The organism is Porphyromonas canoris, from assembly GCF_000765975.1.
Classification (GTDB): domain Bacteria; phylum Bacteroidota; class Bacteroidia; order Bacteroidales; family Porphyromonadaceae; genus Porphyromonas_A; species Porphyromonas_A canoris.
Genome location: NZ_JQZX01000015.1, coordinates 120922 through 138522, shown reverse-complemented (window position 1 = coordinate 138522; position 17601 = coordinate 120922). Strand labels below are relative to the sequence as shown.

12 protein-coding genes and 1 tRNA gene are annotated in these 17601 nt (G+C 45.2%); 8 read left to right on the top strand and 5 right to left on the bottom strand.

Features of this window, described 5'->3' with window-relative positions; translation table 11 throughout:
• Window positions 1–2 precede the first annotated feature (2 nt).
• From HQ29_RS09175 to HQ29_RS09165, 3 genes are all read right to left on the bottom strand, one after another.
• Window positions 3–698 carry a Crp/Fnr family transcriptional regulator gene (locus tag HQ29_RS09175; protein ID WP_052110400.1) on the bottom strand — a complete coding sequence of 232 codons (696 nt, stop codon included), beginning with the start codon at window positions 696–698 and terminating at the stop codon, window positions 3–5.
• Window positions 699–857: 159 nt separating this feature from the next.
• A tRNA-Lys gene (locus HQ29_RS09170) sits at window positions 858–933 on the bottom strand.
• Window positions 934–1041: 108 nt separating this feature from the next.
• Entirely contained in the window at window positions 1042–2205 is a 1164-nt protein-coding gene (locus HQ29_RS09165) for an AI-2E family transporter (protein WP_036869378.1), read from the bottom strand.
• Window positions 2206–2416: 211 nt separating this feature from the next.
• Between HQ29_RS09165 and dacB the strand changes: the two genes are divergently transcribed.
• A complete protein-coding gene (gene dacB / locus HQ29_RS09160) occupies window positions 2417–3838 on the top strand; it encodes a D-alanyl-D-alanine carboxypeptidase/D-alanyl-D-alanine endopeptidase (RefSeq protein WP_036869376.1) in 1422 nt (473 codons plus the stop codon).
• Between the two features lie 29 nt (window positions 3839–3867).
• Here dacB and HQ29_RS09155 read toward each other — a convergent pair whose 3' ends face one another.
• Window positions 3868–5073, bottom strand: coding sequence for a metallophosphoesterase (locus HQ29_RS09155; protein ID WP_036869374.1), 1206 nt, complete (start codon window positions 5071–5073; stop codon window positions 3868–3870).
• An 807-nt stretch (window positions 5074–5880) separates the two neighbouring features.
• Between HQ29_RS09155 and HQ29_RS09150 the strand changes: the two genes are divergently transcribed.
• The 4 genes from HQ29_RS09150 to HQ29_RS09135 are packed head-to-tail and all read left to right on the top strand — an operon-like array spanning window position 5881 to window position 11046.
• Window positions 5881–8973: a glycoside hydrolase family 2 TIM barrel-domain containing protein gene (locus tag HQ29_RS09150; protein ID WP_036869372.1), complete on the top strand. Its 3093-nt coding sequence runs from the start codon at window positions 5881–5883 to the stop codon at window positions 8971–8973.
• A 28-nt stretch (window positions 8974–9001) separates the two neighbouring features.
• Window positions 9002–9442: a hypothetical protein gene (locus HQ29_RS09145; protein WP_052090052.1), complete on the top strand. Its 441-nt coding sequence runs from the start codon at window positions 9002–9004 to the stop codon at window positions 9440–9442.
• Between the two features lie 16 nt (window positions 9443–9458).
• Window positions 9459–10256: a metal ABC transporter permease gene (locus HQ29_RS09140; protein ID WP_036869370.1), complete on the top strand. Its 798-nt coding sequence runs from the start codon at window positions 9459–9461 to the stop codon at window positions 10254–10256.
• Complete coding sequence (locus HQ29_RS09135; protein ID WP_152565543.1) at window positions 10210–11046, top strand: hypothetical protein; 837 nt, start codon at window positions 10210–10212, stop codon at window positions 11044–11046. Before HQ29_RS09140 ends, HQ29_RS09135 begins: the two co-directional genes overlap by 47 nt.
• 56 nt (window positions 11047–11102) lie before the next feature.
• On the opposite strand, the gene spt is transcribed toward HQ29_RS09135, so the two are convergent.
• The gene (gene spt / locus HQ29_RS09130; protein WP_036788325.1) at window positions 11103–12293 is read right to left on the bottom strand and encodes a serine palmitoyltransferase; all 1191 of its coding nucleotides are present in this window, start codon (window positions 12291–12293) and stop codon (window positions 11103–11105) included.
• 380 nt (window positions 12294–12673) lie between these two features.
• Here spt and HQ29_RS09125 point away from each other — a divergent pair, with 380 nt between their 5' ends.
• The 3 genes from HQ29_RS09125 (at window position 12674) to dnaN (ending at window position 17585) form a co-directional block, all read left to right on the top strand.
• Window positions 12674–13771 carry a TlpA disulfide reductase family protein gene (locus tag HQ29_RS09125; RefSeq protein ID WP_036865282.1) on the top strand — a complete coding sequence of 366 codons (1098 nt, stop codon included), beginning with the start codon at window positions 12674–12676 and terminating at the stop codon, window positions 13769–13771.
• A 1108-nt stretch (window positions 13772–14879) separates the two neighbouring features.
• Window positions 14880–16172, top strand: coding sequence for an ATP-binding protein (locus tag HQ29_RS09115; protein WP_036865285.1), 1293 nt, complete (start codon window positions 14880–14882; stop codon window positions 16170–16172).
• Between the two features lie 282 nt (window positions 16173–16454).
• Window positions 16455–17585 (top strand): DNA polymerase III subunit beta, encoded by a 1131-nt coding sequence (gene dnaN, locus HQ29_RS09110; protein WP_036788311.1) that lies wholly within the window; start codon window positions 16455–16457, stop codon window positions 17583–17585.
• Window positions 17586–17601 lie beyond the last annotated feature (16 nt).

Here is a 17601-nt window from a genome sequence, read left to right as displayed (position 1 = left end):
ATTTAACCCTTTCGTGCTATCTCATCGATGCTTTTTTCGTTGAGTATTGTAATCTCCCGACCTTCCATTTTTATGAGACCTTCTTCTTCAAATGCATTGAGAGTACGTATCGCATTGCTGATGGTCATGTTGGAAAGTTCGCCCATATCCTTTCTGGTCGGATTGATATTCAAAGAACCGTTCGGCTTGAGTCCGTACATCTCTTTCAGTAACAGCAGTCCTTCTGCCATGCGTGCGCGGGATTGCTTGACCAGCAACCCTACCGATCTTCTGTCGCTTAAGAATATGTCCCGATAGCTTTCCAGCATCAGCCAGTAGCTTACTTTGGGATTTTCTCTTGCAATATCCTCCAAGACTGTCAAAGGAAATTTATAAACAAGGCTTGCACCCACAGCAGAGATGCGGACTGCACTCGGCTTTCCCATAAAGAAAGTGCGATACCCGAAAAGCTTCCCCGGACAGATAAGGTTGACGATATGCCTTCTCCCCCCGTAAGATTCCATTGTTACTTTTACCTGTCCTTGAATAAGGATATAGCAATACTCCGGTATCATCCCCTCTTCGAGTAGTATCTCTTTCGGGGCTACCTGTTCAAAAGCAGAGTAGATCTGAAAAAATTCTTTCTCATTCTGAGCCAATAATTCCCACAAGTGTGGAATCATGGTAGAGATATGCGGATGCTTTTCTTTTGGAATCATGTTGTGGAAGATATATGTAAGGAATCAAAAAAGAAGAGTCCAAAGTTACGAAAAAAGTCTATTGCTTTCTGATTCTGGCGCTTTCTCTCTTCATCTGGCAAGCGTTAGGTGCTTATAAAAACCAAAGAGAGGCAGAATTCTCCCGAATTCCACCTCTCTTGGTGATTCGCCTGGGGCTCGAACCCAGGACCCCATCCTTAAAAGGGATGTGCTCTACCTACTGAGCTAGCGAATCCCACCTGTCAATTATGAAAATCAAATGAAAAACTAGCGCATGAATCACTTCATTGCAGCGCAAAGGTAGAGAGAAATTTTTAATTCTCCAATACCTCTACTCAAAAATCTATTTCTTTCTCCTTGTTTTCTTTACTATTTTGCTCCAAAGCGGATCGGCTTTCTTCTGTTCAAGTTCAAGATTTTCCACCGGTTTGCCCACGATATATTTCATGTGGAAGGTGTACAGAATCATTGTTGCAGGGAGAGCGATCACCATTCCAAGCAGTCCGAACAGATACCCGAATATGGATAGAGAAATAAGGATAACGGCAGGCATCATTCCCATGGTCTTTCCCATGATGCGCGGAGTGAGGAACGTATCCTGGATAATCTGTACCAGAAGAAGTATGCCCAAAGATATTGCGAGGACTATGCCCAGATGCTGACCCGTCTCTGCGCTATGCAGCATTGAAAGAAAGACGATAGGAAGCAGTCCCAATATTTGCAGATATGGAACCAGATTCAGCAATCCGATCAGCATACCCAGTAAAATACCGAGAGGAAGCCCTTGTATAGAGTAGCCTATAGACAGTAGTACGCCCACGCAAAGGGCTATAAGAGACTGCCCTTTGAAGTAGTTGGTCAGGTAGTATTCTACATTGTGTCCCATTTCTATCACGAATGGCTTCAGATGATCCGGTATCAGCTTCATGAATCCGGCATTTAGCCTTTCGTAGTCCAGCATGATAAAGATGAGGTAAAGGAGGAATAGGAAAACCACTGTCGTACTCATGATGATGGAGAACGTGCTTGCAAGAATAGAGACAGACTTGCTTAAGAACTGTTGGAGTGTCTTGATCAGGTTCTCCATATTGAACTCATTCATCACCGAAGCCACATCGGGATACTGTTCCAGCTGCTCTACCACACTCGGTGGAAGGATGCTCTTTAAGGCTTCAAACGAAGCATACGTCTGGAGTAACTCCCATGCTTTATTCGCTTCTGCCGTTAAAGAGGGCCATATAGCTATGATTATTCCCGAAATTGTTCCCCCAACAAGGATCAGAACCGTAAGTACCGAGAGAGCCCGTGAGCGTATTTTGAGTTTCTTCTCGAAGAAGTAAACCAACGGCATAAGCAGATGTGCGATGACCCATGCCAGTATAAAAGGGATCAATATGCCCGATAACTTTTGGAACAGAAATATTCCCAACGCCGCAAACAGTACGGAAAAGAAGATTTTAGATAGTCTGTCTAAGGTAAATGGCCTGTCGAAAAAGTCTTTAATCATATATTTTTCGGTCTTGTGTCTGTGTAAAACTTGATGTTTACAAAGATAAAAAATTTAGAATGATACCTTTTGTGCTACTATTCTTTCAGCTGCGTTAAATTTTGTTGCCTTTTTTACTGAGCTGTCTTAACAAGATTCACGCTCGAAATATCGGGTCGCGAGCAAAAGATCGCTATCTTTGAAGAAATACGTAAAAAAGATTTAGACTTGTATGATTGGACTTCGACACCTCTTTACACTTATTCTTATCTCATTCGGATATGCTTCCGCTTACTCTCAGAGGATGCCTGCCTCATCTTCTGTTGCACCCCTAAAGAATGCTTTACTGGGTATAAGCGTCAGGGATGCCGATACCGGGAAAGAGATTTTATCTCAAAACAGCCATGTGCTGTTCACTGCCGCAAGTGTGATGAAAGTGATAACCACAGCTACCGCACTCGAAGTTTTGGGTGCGGATTATCGCTTTTCCACAGAGGTCAGATATACCGGCACCATAGAGAAAGGCGGTATCTTGAATGGCGATCTCTATATCATCGGGGGAGGAGATCCCTCTCTCGGCTCTCGTTTTCTCACCAATACACCTCAAGATACGCTTTTCTCTGCTGTGCTGAAAGAGCTTAAAGCACTCGGCATACGTCAGATTGTCGGACGAGTATTGGCTCCGGTATCCGAAGCAGACCTGTTCTCCATAAATCCGTACTGGCTTCACACCGATCTTGGCAACCATTATGCTCCTCACGTTTCCCGGCTCTGTCTCTACGATAATGCCTATTCCCTCACGATCTATCGGGATAAGCGGAATGTCAGAGTCTTTCCGAATGTCCCGGAACTGAATATCCGCCAAAGTTTTGAAGTGTCCGGCAGAAAGAGTACCGACAGTCTGCATATCACCGGAGCTTTGAACTCTTACGAAAGAACCGTTTACGGACTTTTCCCGGCAGATAAAGAGAGTGTAACCATACGTGGAAGCATCCCTTCTCCGGCACTTTTTGCTGCCCGAAGACTCACATCCGTTCTCCGGCAGAATGGTGTTTCCATTGCTCTTCCTGCAGATCAAACGATGGACTTCCCCTCGGAGGCAATACTCTTGTACAGGCACCTCTCCCCGACGCTTCTCGAAATAGCGAAGATCACCAATGTGCACAGCCACAATCTCTTTGCCGAACAGCTTCTGCTTGCAATAGCTTCTCCTCAAGGAAAACACCTTGCCGGGCAAAATATTTTCCAGAAAGCATTGGCAGATCTCGAAGCTTATTGGACGGGCAGAGGGTTATCGCTGAAAGAGGCAGACTTGATGGACGGCAGCGGACTATCGCCATACGGTAGACTGTCTCCGGCATTCCTCTCCGAACTGCTTGCCAAAGAGCATCGCTCTCCTCGCGGTGCGCTGTTTCGCAGTACGCTGCCATTCGTTGGGCAGGACGGGAGTGTAAAAAACTTTCTCAAGAATAGCTCTCTTGCAGGAAAGGCTCAACTGAAAAGCGGATCCATGAGGCAGGTGGTTACTTATGCCGGATATATCCCCTATAAAGGGAAGACTTATGCGGTCTGCATTATGGTCAATAACCACAACAGCACCTATCGCGCCACGAGAGATGTGGTAGGAAAGGTGCTGTTGAGTATGTTTCCGTGAGAGAGGATGGCTCCTACACGCTTTTAGTCTTAGTATAACTTTCTGCGATTGCCGAGGTCATCGATGCTGTAAAATACACCTCTCTCCACAAGAAGACCTTTGGTCTTGCCGGTCTGTTTCTTTTGGCCGTGTTTGAGGTCTATGTTGATTGCTTTGCCATTGAATGTCGGAACAATATCCTCAACGACAGAGTGTCCGAACACCACCCTGTCTGCTCCGTAGCGGTTCAGTATTTCATCCAGCCGGTGCTGCTCTATCTTGGTGTATCTGTCCTTGTATGCCGATACAAAGCCTCTATACCAGAACACACCTTTAGCTCCTAACAGAAAGTTGGCTTTCGGATCTTCTCCGGGGTGTCCGTAGAGATCTTTTGTCTGATTGGCTCTTGATATTCGGTTTATATCCTCTATCGAGAGGTTGTGGTCCAATATTTCGGGTGAAAGACCGGCGTGTACAAAGAGGGTCGAACCTATCTTCATGATGCCGTTTTTGGTTTGAAGCCATCTGCCCAGCTCTGTCTCGGAAAAGATGTACCGCACTGCCTTTTTCGGATCGTCGTATCTGCTTATCTTCCGGGCTACGGCAACATACCTTTCGCGATTGTACCGGAACTTCCCCTGCATATTCATCAGCTCATGGTTGCCCAGTATGAAGTGTACCGCTCCACCTGCTTGTGCTGCCTCCTGTTCCAGTTTGTAGATCAGCCAGAGTACCGCTGTTACATTGTCGCCTCTATCCACAAAGTCGCCTACGAGTACAAGATGCCCCTCCCCGAAGCTCCATCGGAACTCTCGGTCTATCACTCCATTGCTTTGGAGGAAAGAGGCAAATCCGTCGAAGTTCCCTTCAACATCTGATATTGCAACCAGTTTATCCGGCATCGGTATAGTTCCGGGCGACACCTTGAAACCGGAACGAAGAAAGAGGGTGAAGTGGTCTCTGTCCTCATTTTTTACCTCTACCCGTATCGGTCTGCTTCTGTCCACTTTTTCTTTGAGCAGGTTGTCCTGTGTGTCTACCCTGTATAGCGTTTCTCCTACGATGTAAGGACCATCTACTCCATCGAGATCGTCATCATCTTTGTCGTCCTCATCGTCTCCATCTGAAAGAGTAGAGATAAGGACTGATGAGGTAGAGCGGATGTCTGCAAGGGCATTAGGGGCTTGGATGAGGCCGCACAAAGTGACGAGCAGTGCCATCCGGAAAATATTTCTAATGTTTTGTGTTGTTTTCATTGAAGTTTGTGTGTTAATAACATTCTAATTCATAAGGCTTTGTATTAACGTAAAGCCACCGGATACAAAGCTACGAAACTTATTTTTATTTTGATGCAAGTCGGTTTGTTATAAGTTGTGTCTTAATGTATAATACTTTTGCCTTTTCAAAAAACTTTTTGGGACCATCTGCCGAAGAGATTTTTATATATTCCATACCGAGTGAAATGCCCCGAAAATTCCTGCTTCTATTTTGATCGGAGGAAGTGTTTTCAGAGCATGATCGAACTGTTAAATTCGGGCTGTTTTATTAACACGATTTTTGATGCAGATTCACTCAAAACGATAAAGCAGTATATTTTGTCGGCTTAAAGTATTAACCGAAATCGGTAAACGTATTTACCGATTTCATTTAATACGTTTACCGGATTCAATTAACGTGTTTAGAATTTTTGCTTATGGCGTTGAAAGATAGTGGTTTATCTATTTTGCCCTCTTTTTTGCTGTTTTTGGAGGCAAAATCCTATTAAGGCTTATTTACAGAAGTGGATGTTGAAATTCACACGAATTAACGCAAAAAAGCTCCATCAAACGGACTGAGAAAAAATTTTTCCCAAATTCGCGATCTTTTGTATCTCGTTGTGTGTCATATTTTTGCGGATTTGTCTCTTGCCCGGAAGGGAAATGCGAGGAAGCCTCATGCCGCCTCTTCACCGGATTTTTTGCCATCCGTTTTTATATAAAAGCACCACACCGAGCAGGGAGAATATCATCAAGAAACACTCTGTTCTTGTTCTATTGCACCGAATAATGTAACTTTGTAATACTATGAAACGATGTTCTACTATGTATATCCTTATGGCGCTCATCATGGCTCTGCCTTTGCTGGGTAGTGTAGCCGTTGCGCAAGAATCAACCGACAAGAATCTGCCCGAATGGCAGGCGAATTTTAAGACCGGAGAAGGAGGTGTTAAACCTCATGCCGGACTGCTGCCATTTGCTACGGCAGAGCAGATAAAGAGATATGATCGAGAGGCTTCGCCCTCGTTCATGAGCCTGAATGGCAAGTGGCATTTCTCTTGGGTGCGTAACCCGGAGAAAGCACCGAGAGAATTTTATAAGGAGGATTATGATGTCTCCAAATGGGATCTTATCAATGTCCCGGGCAACTGGGAGAGACAGGGCTACGGGCTTCCCATTTATGTGAACGAGACATACGAGTTCGACTCTCCGCTCTTCTCATTCAAGAAGAATCCGCCCTATGTCCCGACTGAGGCAAACGAGGTGGGCTCTTATCGTCGCTCTTTTTCCGTTCCGTCTGCATGGAAAGGCCGGAGAGTACTGTTGAGGCTCGAAGGTGTATCCTCTTTCTACTACCTCTGGGTCAATGGAAAGAAGTTGGGATATGCGATGGACTCGAAGACTGCCACCGAATGGGATCTTACCGAGTATGTTCGCATTGGAGACGATAAGAGCAATACCATAGCGATAGAGGTGTACAGATGGAGCACCGGTTCTTATCTGGAGTGTCAGGATATGTGGCGTATCAGCGGGATAGAGCGTGATGTTTTTCTCTATTCCACGCCTAAAAGCTACATCAAAGACCTCTCTCTGAATGCTTCATTGGACAAAGAGCAGTACAAGAACGGTATCCTTGATGTGAGTGCCGAGCTGTTCAATAACAACAGAAGTGCTCTCGAACTCTCTTATATGCTTCTTGATGATAGTGGGGCTACGGTCGCTTCTTCTTCCGCGAGTATCAAGGGCAAAGGATCTAAGGCTGTACAGTTCCCGCAGGTCGTACTTCCGGATGTGAAAGCATGGAGTGCGGAGCATCCCAATCTCTATACACTCCGTTTAGAACTCAAGGATAAGAAAGGTACTCCGATCTATCAGACAGGAATGGAGATAGGTTTCCGTTCCGTAGAGGTTGCCGATGGGCTGTTAAAAGTAAACGGGAAACCGATACTTATAAAGGGGGTCAATCGTCATGAGCACTCGCAACGCGGTCGCACAATATCTCGTGAAGAGATGCTTCAGGATATACTCCTTATGAAAGAGCATAACATCAATACGGTAAGAAACTCGCACTATCCTACCGATCTTTACTGGTATCATCTTTGCAATCAGTACGGACTGTATGTGATAGATGAAGCGAACATCGAAAGCCATGGTATGGGCTACGGAAAAGAGTCGCTCGCTAAGGATGAACGCTGGATGGCTCACCACATGGCGCGGACCGAGAGAATGTATCACAGAACCAAGAATACTCCATCGGTTATCATCTGGTCGCTCGGTAATGAAGCAGGAAACGGGGTGAACTTTGAAGCAACATACAACTGGCTCAAGAAGCAAGATACTTCTCGTCCGGTACAGTACGAAAGATCCGAAGAGGCGTACAACACAGACATATACTGCCGAATGTATCGCTCACCGGAGCATATCGAGGAGTATGTAACAAGGGAAGACATCTACCGTCCATTCATTTTGTGTGAGTACGCTCACGCTATGGGTAACAGCTTGGGTGGCTTCAGAACTTACTGGGATGTCATTGAGAAATATCCGAAAGCACAAGGAGGTTGCGTGTGGGACTGGGTGGATCAGTCGTTCAGAGAGGTCGATCCGAAGAGCGGTAAGAGTTACTGGACATACGGTGGCGACTATGGCCCGAAGAATGTTCCCAGCTTCGGGAACTTCTGTACCAACGGATTGGTTGCCGCAGACCGTACTCCTCACCCTCATTTGGCAGAAGTACAGAAGGTGTATCAGAATATAAAGAGCAGCCTGCTCTCTGCTTCTCCGAAAGAAGTCCGCTTGGAGGTACGCAACTGGTACGCTTTCACCAATACGAATGCCTTCCACGCCGAGTGGAATGTGCTCGATAGCGAAGGAAATATGCTTGTTCATGGCAAAGAGAATCTGGATCTCGCTCCCGATTCAAAAGGCGAAATGCGTATCGCTTTCGATAAAGAACTCGAAGGTGTAGGTGAAAGATTTTTCTACATAGAGTGGTGTGCTCCGGACGGAAAGAGGGTTGCTTACGATCAGTTTGCACTTCCTATTGCTCCGGCAAAGCCCTCTGTTCGCACTTTTGGTAAGGAGAAAGTGGAGTATCGCATAGATAAAACAACCGGTGCAATCTCTTCCTTGACATTGGATGGAGAGGAAATGCTGACCTCACCGATAGCCATATCGCTCTGGAGACCGCCTACGGATAACGACATTAGAGATGCTCATGGCAACCGTGCATGGCAATCTTCCGGAATAGATAGCCTGCAACAAAAGGTGGTTTCCGTTATTGCACAGAAAGACGGATCTACCATAGTGAATCTGGAACTACTGGGCAGAAGCGGTCAGAAACTCGGTTTTGCAGAACAAAAGATCAGTAAGGGTGCTCAAGGAGAGGTGAAAATATCCATCGTTTGGAAGCCTAACCAAGAAGTGTTGAAGGCTGTGGCTCGTTTGGGACTCGCCTTTGCGATGTCCAAGGAGTTCCGCAACGTGAAATATTTGGGACGTGCTCCGTACGAAACATACGTGGATAGAGCAGATGCCGGCATCGTTCGGATAGATTCTCGAAGCGTCGATGAGATGTTCCACAACTATGTGCGTCCGCAAGCTACGGGTAACAGAACAGGTACTCGCTGGATGGAGATTACAGACGGAAGAGGTAAGGGGTTGTATGTAAAAGCACTCGGTGAGGAGCTGTTCCAGTTCAGTGCTTATCCGTACAGCGACAGCTCTATCCGTAAAGCCACTCACCAACATCATCTGCCCGATGGAGAGGATGTAACAGTACACTTGGATCATCGCCAAATGGGTATAGGTACTGCAACATGCGGACCCGGTGTGAGAAAAGAGTTCTTAGTGCCGGTGGAAGAGACCGCTTTCGGCTTCGTCATACGTCCGTATAGAAAATAACAGGAAAAGACTCTGTAATCTACTGTATATGGAAACATGGATCATACTTTCAGGTATAGCGGTGATTACGGCTGTTCTGGTAGGAATACTGCTCAGGAGTAAACCTCTATCCGAAGAGGAACGGCAACAGGAACAAAAGGAACGCCCGGAAGGCTGTTGCGGTATGCACCTGACGTGCATCAAGGATAGCCTTCACTCCGGAGTGAGTACCAAGATAGAGTATTACGATGATGAAGAGCTGGATAGATATGCCGGAATGGATCCGGCACTCTATACAGCGGAAGATGAAGATAGTTTCCGGGATGTCCTTTACACGCTCAAGCAAGAAGATGTTCCCGGATGGGCGAGGAGCATTCAGCTTAGAAACATTCCGCTTCCTGCTGTTATCAAGGACGAACTATTCTTGATCGTGAACGAAATGAGAGACTATTCCGCTCTAGAAAACAGCTATACCCATCCCTCTGCCTGAGCATAACCGATAGCGTATGACCGATATTCTGCTGCATACGATAGCTGTGGCACTGCTGATCTCCGTACTCACGGGGATTATCGGCTCCTTTATGGTGGTTCGTAGAATGGTATTTGTCGGCGGAGGTATCACGCATGCCTCTTTCGGCGGACTTGGTCTGGGCTTCTTTTTAGGCGTAAATCCGATATATACGGCTGCTCTTTTTGCATTGGGCAGTGGCTTTTTGGTGGAGGGCTTAAGCAGTAAAGGGAGAGTGAGAGAAGACTCTGCTATTGCTGCTGTCTGGTCTTTAGGTATGGCGGTGGGTATTCTTTTCAGTCATTTTACGCCCGGATATGCTCCCAACCTTTCCGCTTACCTTTTCGGAAATATCCTGTTGGTCTCAAAAGCCGATTTCTGGATGTTGATCGGCTTTCTTGCTATCCTGATACCTTTGGTGCTCTACTATTATAAGACGTTGCTCTTTATCATGTTCGACTCTGAGTACGCTTCCACACGTGCAAAAGGTGTTGGGGTTGTGCGCTTCTTTATGATAGGATTTCTTTCCATAGGAATTGTCCTTACGATAAGAACGATGGGAGTGATGATGTTGATGAGTATGCTTACCATTCCGCAGATGATTGCCTCTTTGTATGTTCATGATCTGAAGAAAATCATACTGCTCTCTATCTCCATCTCCATGCTGGCAGCGCTGGTCGGATTAGCCGGCAGTTATTTCTTGAATCTGCCTACGGGGGCTACCATTATAGTTCTTCTTTGTATCTCTTATGGCTTCGCTTGGCTGGCAAAATGGGCAACACAGAAGGTGCGTTAGGGTTCTTCTTTTCTTTATTCTGCTTCTAACTCTTTCCGGATGCCGTATTTGGAACAAAGGGAAGGAGTACAACGCAAGAGTGAAAAGCTCCGAAAGGTTTGAAGAACTGCTGCAAGAGCATGAGAGAAACCTGTTTTTGATCCCGTCTCATCAGTTGATTTACCCTCTTTCAGAAGAGATAGATAGAGAAGCACCCTCTTCAAAGCTGCGCCGGGAGTATGATTTGTACACCGGCAGAAGCTATTCGGCTCTCGTGGCCAACGCTCAAAATGCGTTGGATAGTGCGGATTACAACCGGGCTTCAATGCTTCTTCAACAACTTGTCAGAAGCGACTCTTTCCCCTCTCTAAAGTGGAGAGCCTCGCTCATAGGCTGGGATGTTGCCAACAGGACAGGCGATCGTACCACAGAAAAGTACTTCTTGAAAAAGCTCTCTTTCATTCCCTTTTCGTGGGAGATCAGAGCAATTGCCGGGTACCAACAGCATGGGAAAAAGAAGCGACTGTGTCCGCCTTATGTCTCAGACCGGTCAGAGGAGTCTCGTGCTTACTTTTATATCGAACAGTTAGCCAAATCGGAGAACGACTCAATTACTTTTTTGTCTCTTTGGAGAAAGGATTTTCGAGAGACGGAGCCGGCTCTTGCCGGAAAGAAGAGAGATCTATTTGGTGCTGTGTCTTTGTTTTCTCTATCTGCCGTAAGGGATCGGGAGAAAGAGATAGAGAAGTTCCGCTCCGTCTGGGGAGAGATCTTTGAAGAGGACAATTGGTTTAGACAGTACAAGCGATAGCTCCTATCACAGTGATAAAACAGAAGAAGCTCGATGACGATCGAGCTTCTTCTGTTTTATTGTTCTATGACACCATATTTTATGAACACCTCTTGGAGCTGGTCTAAAGCGAAATCCAGCTGCTCGTCGGTATGGGATGCCATGAGCGAGAAGCGTATTAACGTATCTCCCGATGCTACGGCAGGAGCAACAACCGGATTGACAAATAACCCTCTCTCAAACAGCTCTTTGGTAATCATGAATGTCTTTTCATTGTTTCTGACAAAGAGTGGAATGATAGGTGTAGAGGTTGCGCCGATCTCGAAATTGCGTTCCTTGAAACCTCTAAGCGCTTTGTGCGTAAGCCTCCAAAGGTTATCTATATAGTATGGTTCTGTCTTCATGATCTCCAGAGCAGCACGAGCAGCTGCGGTGGCAGCAGGTGTACAGCTTGCGCTGAAGATATAAGAACGGGCATGATGTTTAAGATAATTTATGGTGTCCTTGTCTCCGGCGATGAAGCCACCGAGGGATGCAAAAGACTTGGAGAATGTTCCCATGATGAGATCGACGTCATCGACCACTCCGAAATGATCGCATGTTCCTCGTCCCATATCGCCCATCACTCCGATGCCATGCGCTTCGTCCACCATGACGGCTGCGTTGTACTTCTTTGCCAACTGGGTTATTTCCGGTAGAGGAGCAAGGTCTCCTTCCATGCTGAATACGCCATCCACGACAATTAGCTTCACTCTGTCCGGTTCGCATTTCTGCAACATCTGTTCGAGCGAATCCATATCGTTGTGGCGGAACTTCAGCTTTGTCGAGAACGACAAACGGTGTCCCTCTATGATAGAGGCGTGGTCTCTCTCATCCCAGAGAATGTAATCTTCCCGACCGGTAACGCATGAGACCGCTCCGACATTTGCTTGGAATCCGGTAGAGTAGAGTTGTACGGCTTCTTTTCCAAGGAAGTCTGCCAACTCATCTTCCAGTTCGAGGTGTATATCGAGTGTACCATTCAAGAATCTTGATCCTGCACAGCCCGTACCATATTTCTTGGTTGCCTGTTCGGCTGCTTCTTTTACTTTGGGATGATTGGTGAGTCCGAGATAGGAGTTCGATCCGAACATCAGCACTTTCTTCCCGTTTATGATCACTTCATTACCCTGTTCACTCTGAATAGTTCGGAAGTATGGATATATACCGGCAGCTATTGCTTTCTTGTCGGCATCAAACTTTCTGAGTTTGTTTTGTAGGAGTTGCATTCTTATCTGCTTCGTTTTAGAGAGATCGGACTACCATTGTCTTGCAGTCGTAAACAGACCTCCAAGTATCTTTATTGGGCAAAGATATAAATAATTGAACAAAAAACAGGGAAGTGTGCAATGTGTAAATGCTGAAAAGATACTATCTCATTGAGACAGAAGAGCCGTTTGCATTTGCAGAAAAGGGTGTGAGGATTGCACTTTGAGAGATACTCTTGTTTTCCTCTCTTGTATAAAATTCTCCAAAATATCACTGTCGGCACAAAAGTTTTTCTCTAAATATGAGCTAACCGACTAAATATTTGTACCTTTGCTCCATCTTTGGATGTTCTTTCAGAGACTTTAAGACAAGAAGATTATCACAAACATTTATTTTTATTATGAAGAAGTTTATTTTCGGTGTTATGAGTGCAGCGCTGTTGCTCACTGCTTGTAACACTTCAAAAAACGAGGCACTTATTTCCGGTACCGTATCGGATGGTTCTCTTGACGGCAAGTATGCCTACATCTATTCGGAAGACGAAAAAGTGGTGGACTCAGTATTGGTGGAAGCAGGTAAGTTTACTTTTGCTCCTATTACAGCAGACACTATCGCTTATTTGGTGTTCAAGGTAGAAGACATTGCAGGTTCTTTTATCGCTGAGCCGGGTAACCTTACCGTTACAGTAAATCCGGTGGCAGAAGGTACTGCTCCTAAGGTAGACTTTGCCGGTACTCCTCTTGCAGACTCTTGGAGCTCTTTGATCAAGACACGCAGAGTTGCTATCAAGGATCTAAGGGAATACGGCAACACTTTGATGGCAGACTCTACTTTGCAAGAAGAGCAAAAAGATTCTCTCTATGGCGTTAAGGAAGAGGAAGTTATTGCAGGCTTGAAGAAAGAAGCCCTTGCCATCTACGAAGCCAACAAAGAAAACGTTCTTGGTCGTGTATCTTTCGAGTTCGCAAGACCATTCTTGGAAGATGCAGAGTTCGTACAAATGTATGAAGCAGCTTCCGATATGGTAAAGAAGAGCCCAAGACTTCTCAAGGGCTATGAGGCTGTAAAGAACTTTGAAGCCACAAAAGAAGGCGTTAATTACGTAGACTTCACAGCTGCTCAAGAGGATGGAACAGAAGTGTTGTTCTCTTCTTTCATGGACGGCAAGAGCTATCTTCTTGTAGACTTCTGGGCTTCTTGGTGCGGTCCTTGCAAGGCAGCCATGCCACATATCCGCAAAGCCTACGATGCTTATAAAGACAAAGGTCTTCGCGTACTTGGCGTTGCTACTTGGGACAAGTTTGAAGCAAACGAAAAGGCTAAAGAAGAGCACGGTATCGTGTGGGAAAACCTTTTCGATAAAGAGAGTGCAGGTGCTACTGCTTACGGCGTAAACGGTATTCCTCACCTTATGCTTATCAGCCCTGATGGCGTGATCCTAAAGCGCGGTATCAATCCAAGCGAACTCAGCACAGTTATCGCCGAATACATCAAGTAAGATCCCCAAAAGAGCCGTTCCCGATCTTCGGGAAGGTATAAAAGGATAAACAAGCTGCGCCTTGTCTGCCATTTTCGGAGCAGATAAGGCGCAGCTTCTTTTTTGTTCCAAAACGAGGTTGTTTTTATCACTTTTCAACTGCTTTGACGAGGGCAAAAAAGCAGCATTTTCAGGGAGCTTTTATATAAAAACGGAGCTGTTAATTTTCTCCTCTCAGGTACCTCTTCCGTCTCTCTCTTCTTGAAGATCAAATCAATCAATCGTTGTAATGGATTTTTAATCAGGGTTTTACTGAAAATCGCGAATTTGGAAAAAATTTTTTCTCAGTCCATTTCATGGGGCTTTTTCGCGTTAATAGGTGTAAATTTCAACGCCCTTTTCTGTAAATGTTTCCTAATAAAGAAATCTGCTTTTTCAGGTATATTTGGGGACGAAAATACGTAGATGGCTGATTGTTAGCATTTTATTGGTTTTGGCTAAACACGTTTATCGAATCCGGTAAACGTGTTTAATGAAATCACTAAACGTGTTCGTTGAAAAATTAAACACGTTAAGCCGACAAAATATGCTTGTTTACTGTTTTTGATGAACAGGTATCGGAATTTATGTTAATAAAACAGGGCAAATTTAACAGTTCGGTCGCGCTCTGAAAATGACCCCTCCGATCAAAATAGAGAGCGCGAAAAAAGTGAGCATTTTTCGGGATGGAATATATAAAAATAGTGCTTCGGAAAAGCTCCTTATGAGGGCTTCAAAAGCACCCGATAGGTTCAATAATAAACCTGTCCGTAGAAACATCATATTGACGCTACTAATAGTATAAAAGTAAATATAGTGGGAGGGTTCGATAAACAGTTGTTTGGCAGACGGGCAAACTTTCCCGGCAGCATTGATCCGAATAATCTCCTCCAAATGAACATAGAGTATTTCAATTTTAGAGAACTTGCATAGAGGGAAGAAGATTATCCTTTGAGAAAAGATAGCGGACAAGCCGCAAAAACACCGAATGAAATGCCACAAAAACACCGAATGAAATGCCACAAAAACACCGAATGGATTTGCTTTAGAAAAACTCTTTTCGTACATTTGTCTTTATAATATTCAGTATATGGAATACTTTCAAAGAACGGCCGATGCAATGCTTCAAGATCTTCTCGATGCCTTTGGTGCAGTGCTGATAGAAGGTCCGAAATGGTGCGGTAAAACAACTACGGCAGCACAGTTTGCCAAAAGTATTATCAAAATGCAGGATACTGATATGAGAGAAGAGTATCTTGCTACTGCGACTTCCAAGCCCTCATTATTGCTCAAAGGAGATGTGCCTCGGCTTATAGACGAATGGCAGGATGCTCCGGTTTTATGGGATGCGGTTCGTACTCAAGTCGATGAGCGTGGATTGCCCGGTCAGTTTATCCTCACCGGGTCTAATGCGATAGAAAAAAGCAAAATCCTACACTCCGGCACAGGACGAATAGCTCGTATGAAGATGCTTCCAATGAGTTTATGGGAGTCCGGGGACTCAGCAGGGGAAGTCTCCCTGCGAAATCTATTCAATGATCCGAACTACGATATCGATGGTAAAACATCAAAAATGAGTATAGAAGATCTTATATTCGCCGCTTCTCGGGGAGGTTGGCCTGCCTCTCTTTTTGCCCGCTCACATAAGGCACAGCTGCTTATTGCGAAAAATTATGTACGCACGGTTTGCAGTGAGGATATTTCACGCATAGATGGACGGCAGAGAGATACAAAGACCGCAGATTTCCTATTGCGTTCGTATGCTCGTAATATATCCACTCTCGCAAAGAAAACTACACTTTTGTCTGATATTACGGCTTCCGGAGAAGTCTGTTTGTCCATGGATACGTTCAATGATTATGAAAGAGCCTTGGAGAACCTTTTTGTCATACAGAATATAGACGCATGGAGCCCGGCGATCCGGAGTAAAACCGCTATTAGAAGCTCTCCCAAACGAAGTTTTTGCGATCCGTCAATTGCTGTCGCACTGCTCGGGATGTCTCCGGAGGCGTTGTCGGTTCAGCTAAAAACATTCGGCTTCATATTTGAACAGATGTGCGTACGAGATCTCAGGGCTTACACCATGGATGTAAACAGTCATGTCTCATACTATAATGATCGTTATGGGCTTGAAGCCGATATAGTACTTCATCTTGAGGATGGTAGATATGCGCTTATAGAATGTAAGCTTGGAAGCAAAGAAATAGATATGGGAGCTGAGCATCTGCTGGAACTTAAACGACTCATCCGAGAACACAACAAACAAGAGCGGCAGATGCCTATACGAGAACCCGATTTATTGATAATTCTGACCGGAGGACAAATGGCATATACTCGCACAGATGGTGTCAAAGTAATTCCTCTTGGCTGCTTGAGAGATTAGTGGTACACAAGAGTGAAAAATATTCAAACCATACAAGTTCCTCTTTTGTATTGGAGTTAAGGACATCCTCACTTACAATAATTGCCCATCCGACCAATTTATGTATATTTGTTCTTTGAGATCCTTGTACGAAAACAACGTGATGTCTCCTCTGTTACTGCCTCTTATACCCTTATTTCGGAAGAGTTGTACGGCAACCGAGGGCAAGAGATCTCCGGGTAAAGACTCCTGAAAACAGATGGGAGGAATGGTCGTGAAGAATTAAACTAAATATCTACATATATGAAATTTAAGGTCTCAAACACAAAGCTTCATGCGCAACTTCAGATACTCAGTCGCCTTATTGCATCAAGGAATAGTGTGCCAATCTTAGAAAGCGTTCTGTTTGAAGTGCGTGCCGGAAAGCTCTTTTTGGCTTCTTCCGATGGGGAAAACAGACTTGAAACATGGATGGATCTGGATGAACAAGAGGGGGATGACTTCTCTTTTGCAGTCAAGAGTGCTTTCTTGCTGGAGCCTTTAAGAGAGATACCGGAGCAGATTATCACTTTTGATATCAACGAAGCCGATCTTAATACTGTGGTTTCTTACCTTAACGGACAGTTCGTTTACAGGGCAGAGGCGGCAGATCAATATCCTGTGATGGACCCTTTAAGGGAAGATGCTCCGAGCTATGCCGTACCGGCAAAAGTGTTGGACGAGGGAATTGCTTATACGTTATTTGCCACAAGTCAGGACAAAGCACGCCCTATCACAACCGGTATCTGTGTGGATGCCAGAGAAGACAGGCTCTCTTTTGTAGGAACGGACGGATTTCTTCTTGCGCTTTACTCCAACAGCGATGTGAAGGTTGCTGCTCCGGTGGAGTTTATTCTCTCGCGAAAGCCGTCGTTGCTTATTCGTCTTCTGTTACAGAAGCTGGACCCGGAAAGCCTTATCAATATTCATGTGGGAGACAAACATACGATCATGAGCTGCGATGAGTTTACTTTGCGTTGCAGTCTGATAGCCGGGAAGTATCCCAACTACCGCAGTGTCTTTCCGAAAGAACAGGCTAACGTGTTGGAAGTGGATCGTCAAAAGACCGTGGCAGCCCTGAGACGTGTGTCGATGTTTTCGGATAAAACATTGGGAATGGTAGAGCTGGATCTCAAGGCAAATGCACTTAGAATGTGCTGTCGAGACATAGACTACTCCACCTCTGCGGATGAGTATATGGATGTATCCTATTCGGGAGAGGATATGATCATAAGCTTCAAGATCAATCATCTTCTTGACATATTCTCTACATTCGACCTTTCCGATACTCTTCAGTTCAAACTCGGAGACAAGACCGCTCCCGGTCTGGTAATGCCTGCCTCTCTTCCGGAAAATGTAGAGCTGAAAGCAATGGTTATGCCTCTGATGAGGTAATGAACAGAACAATAGA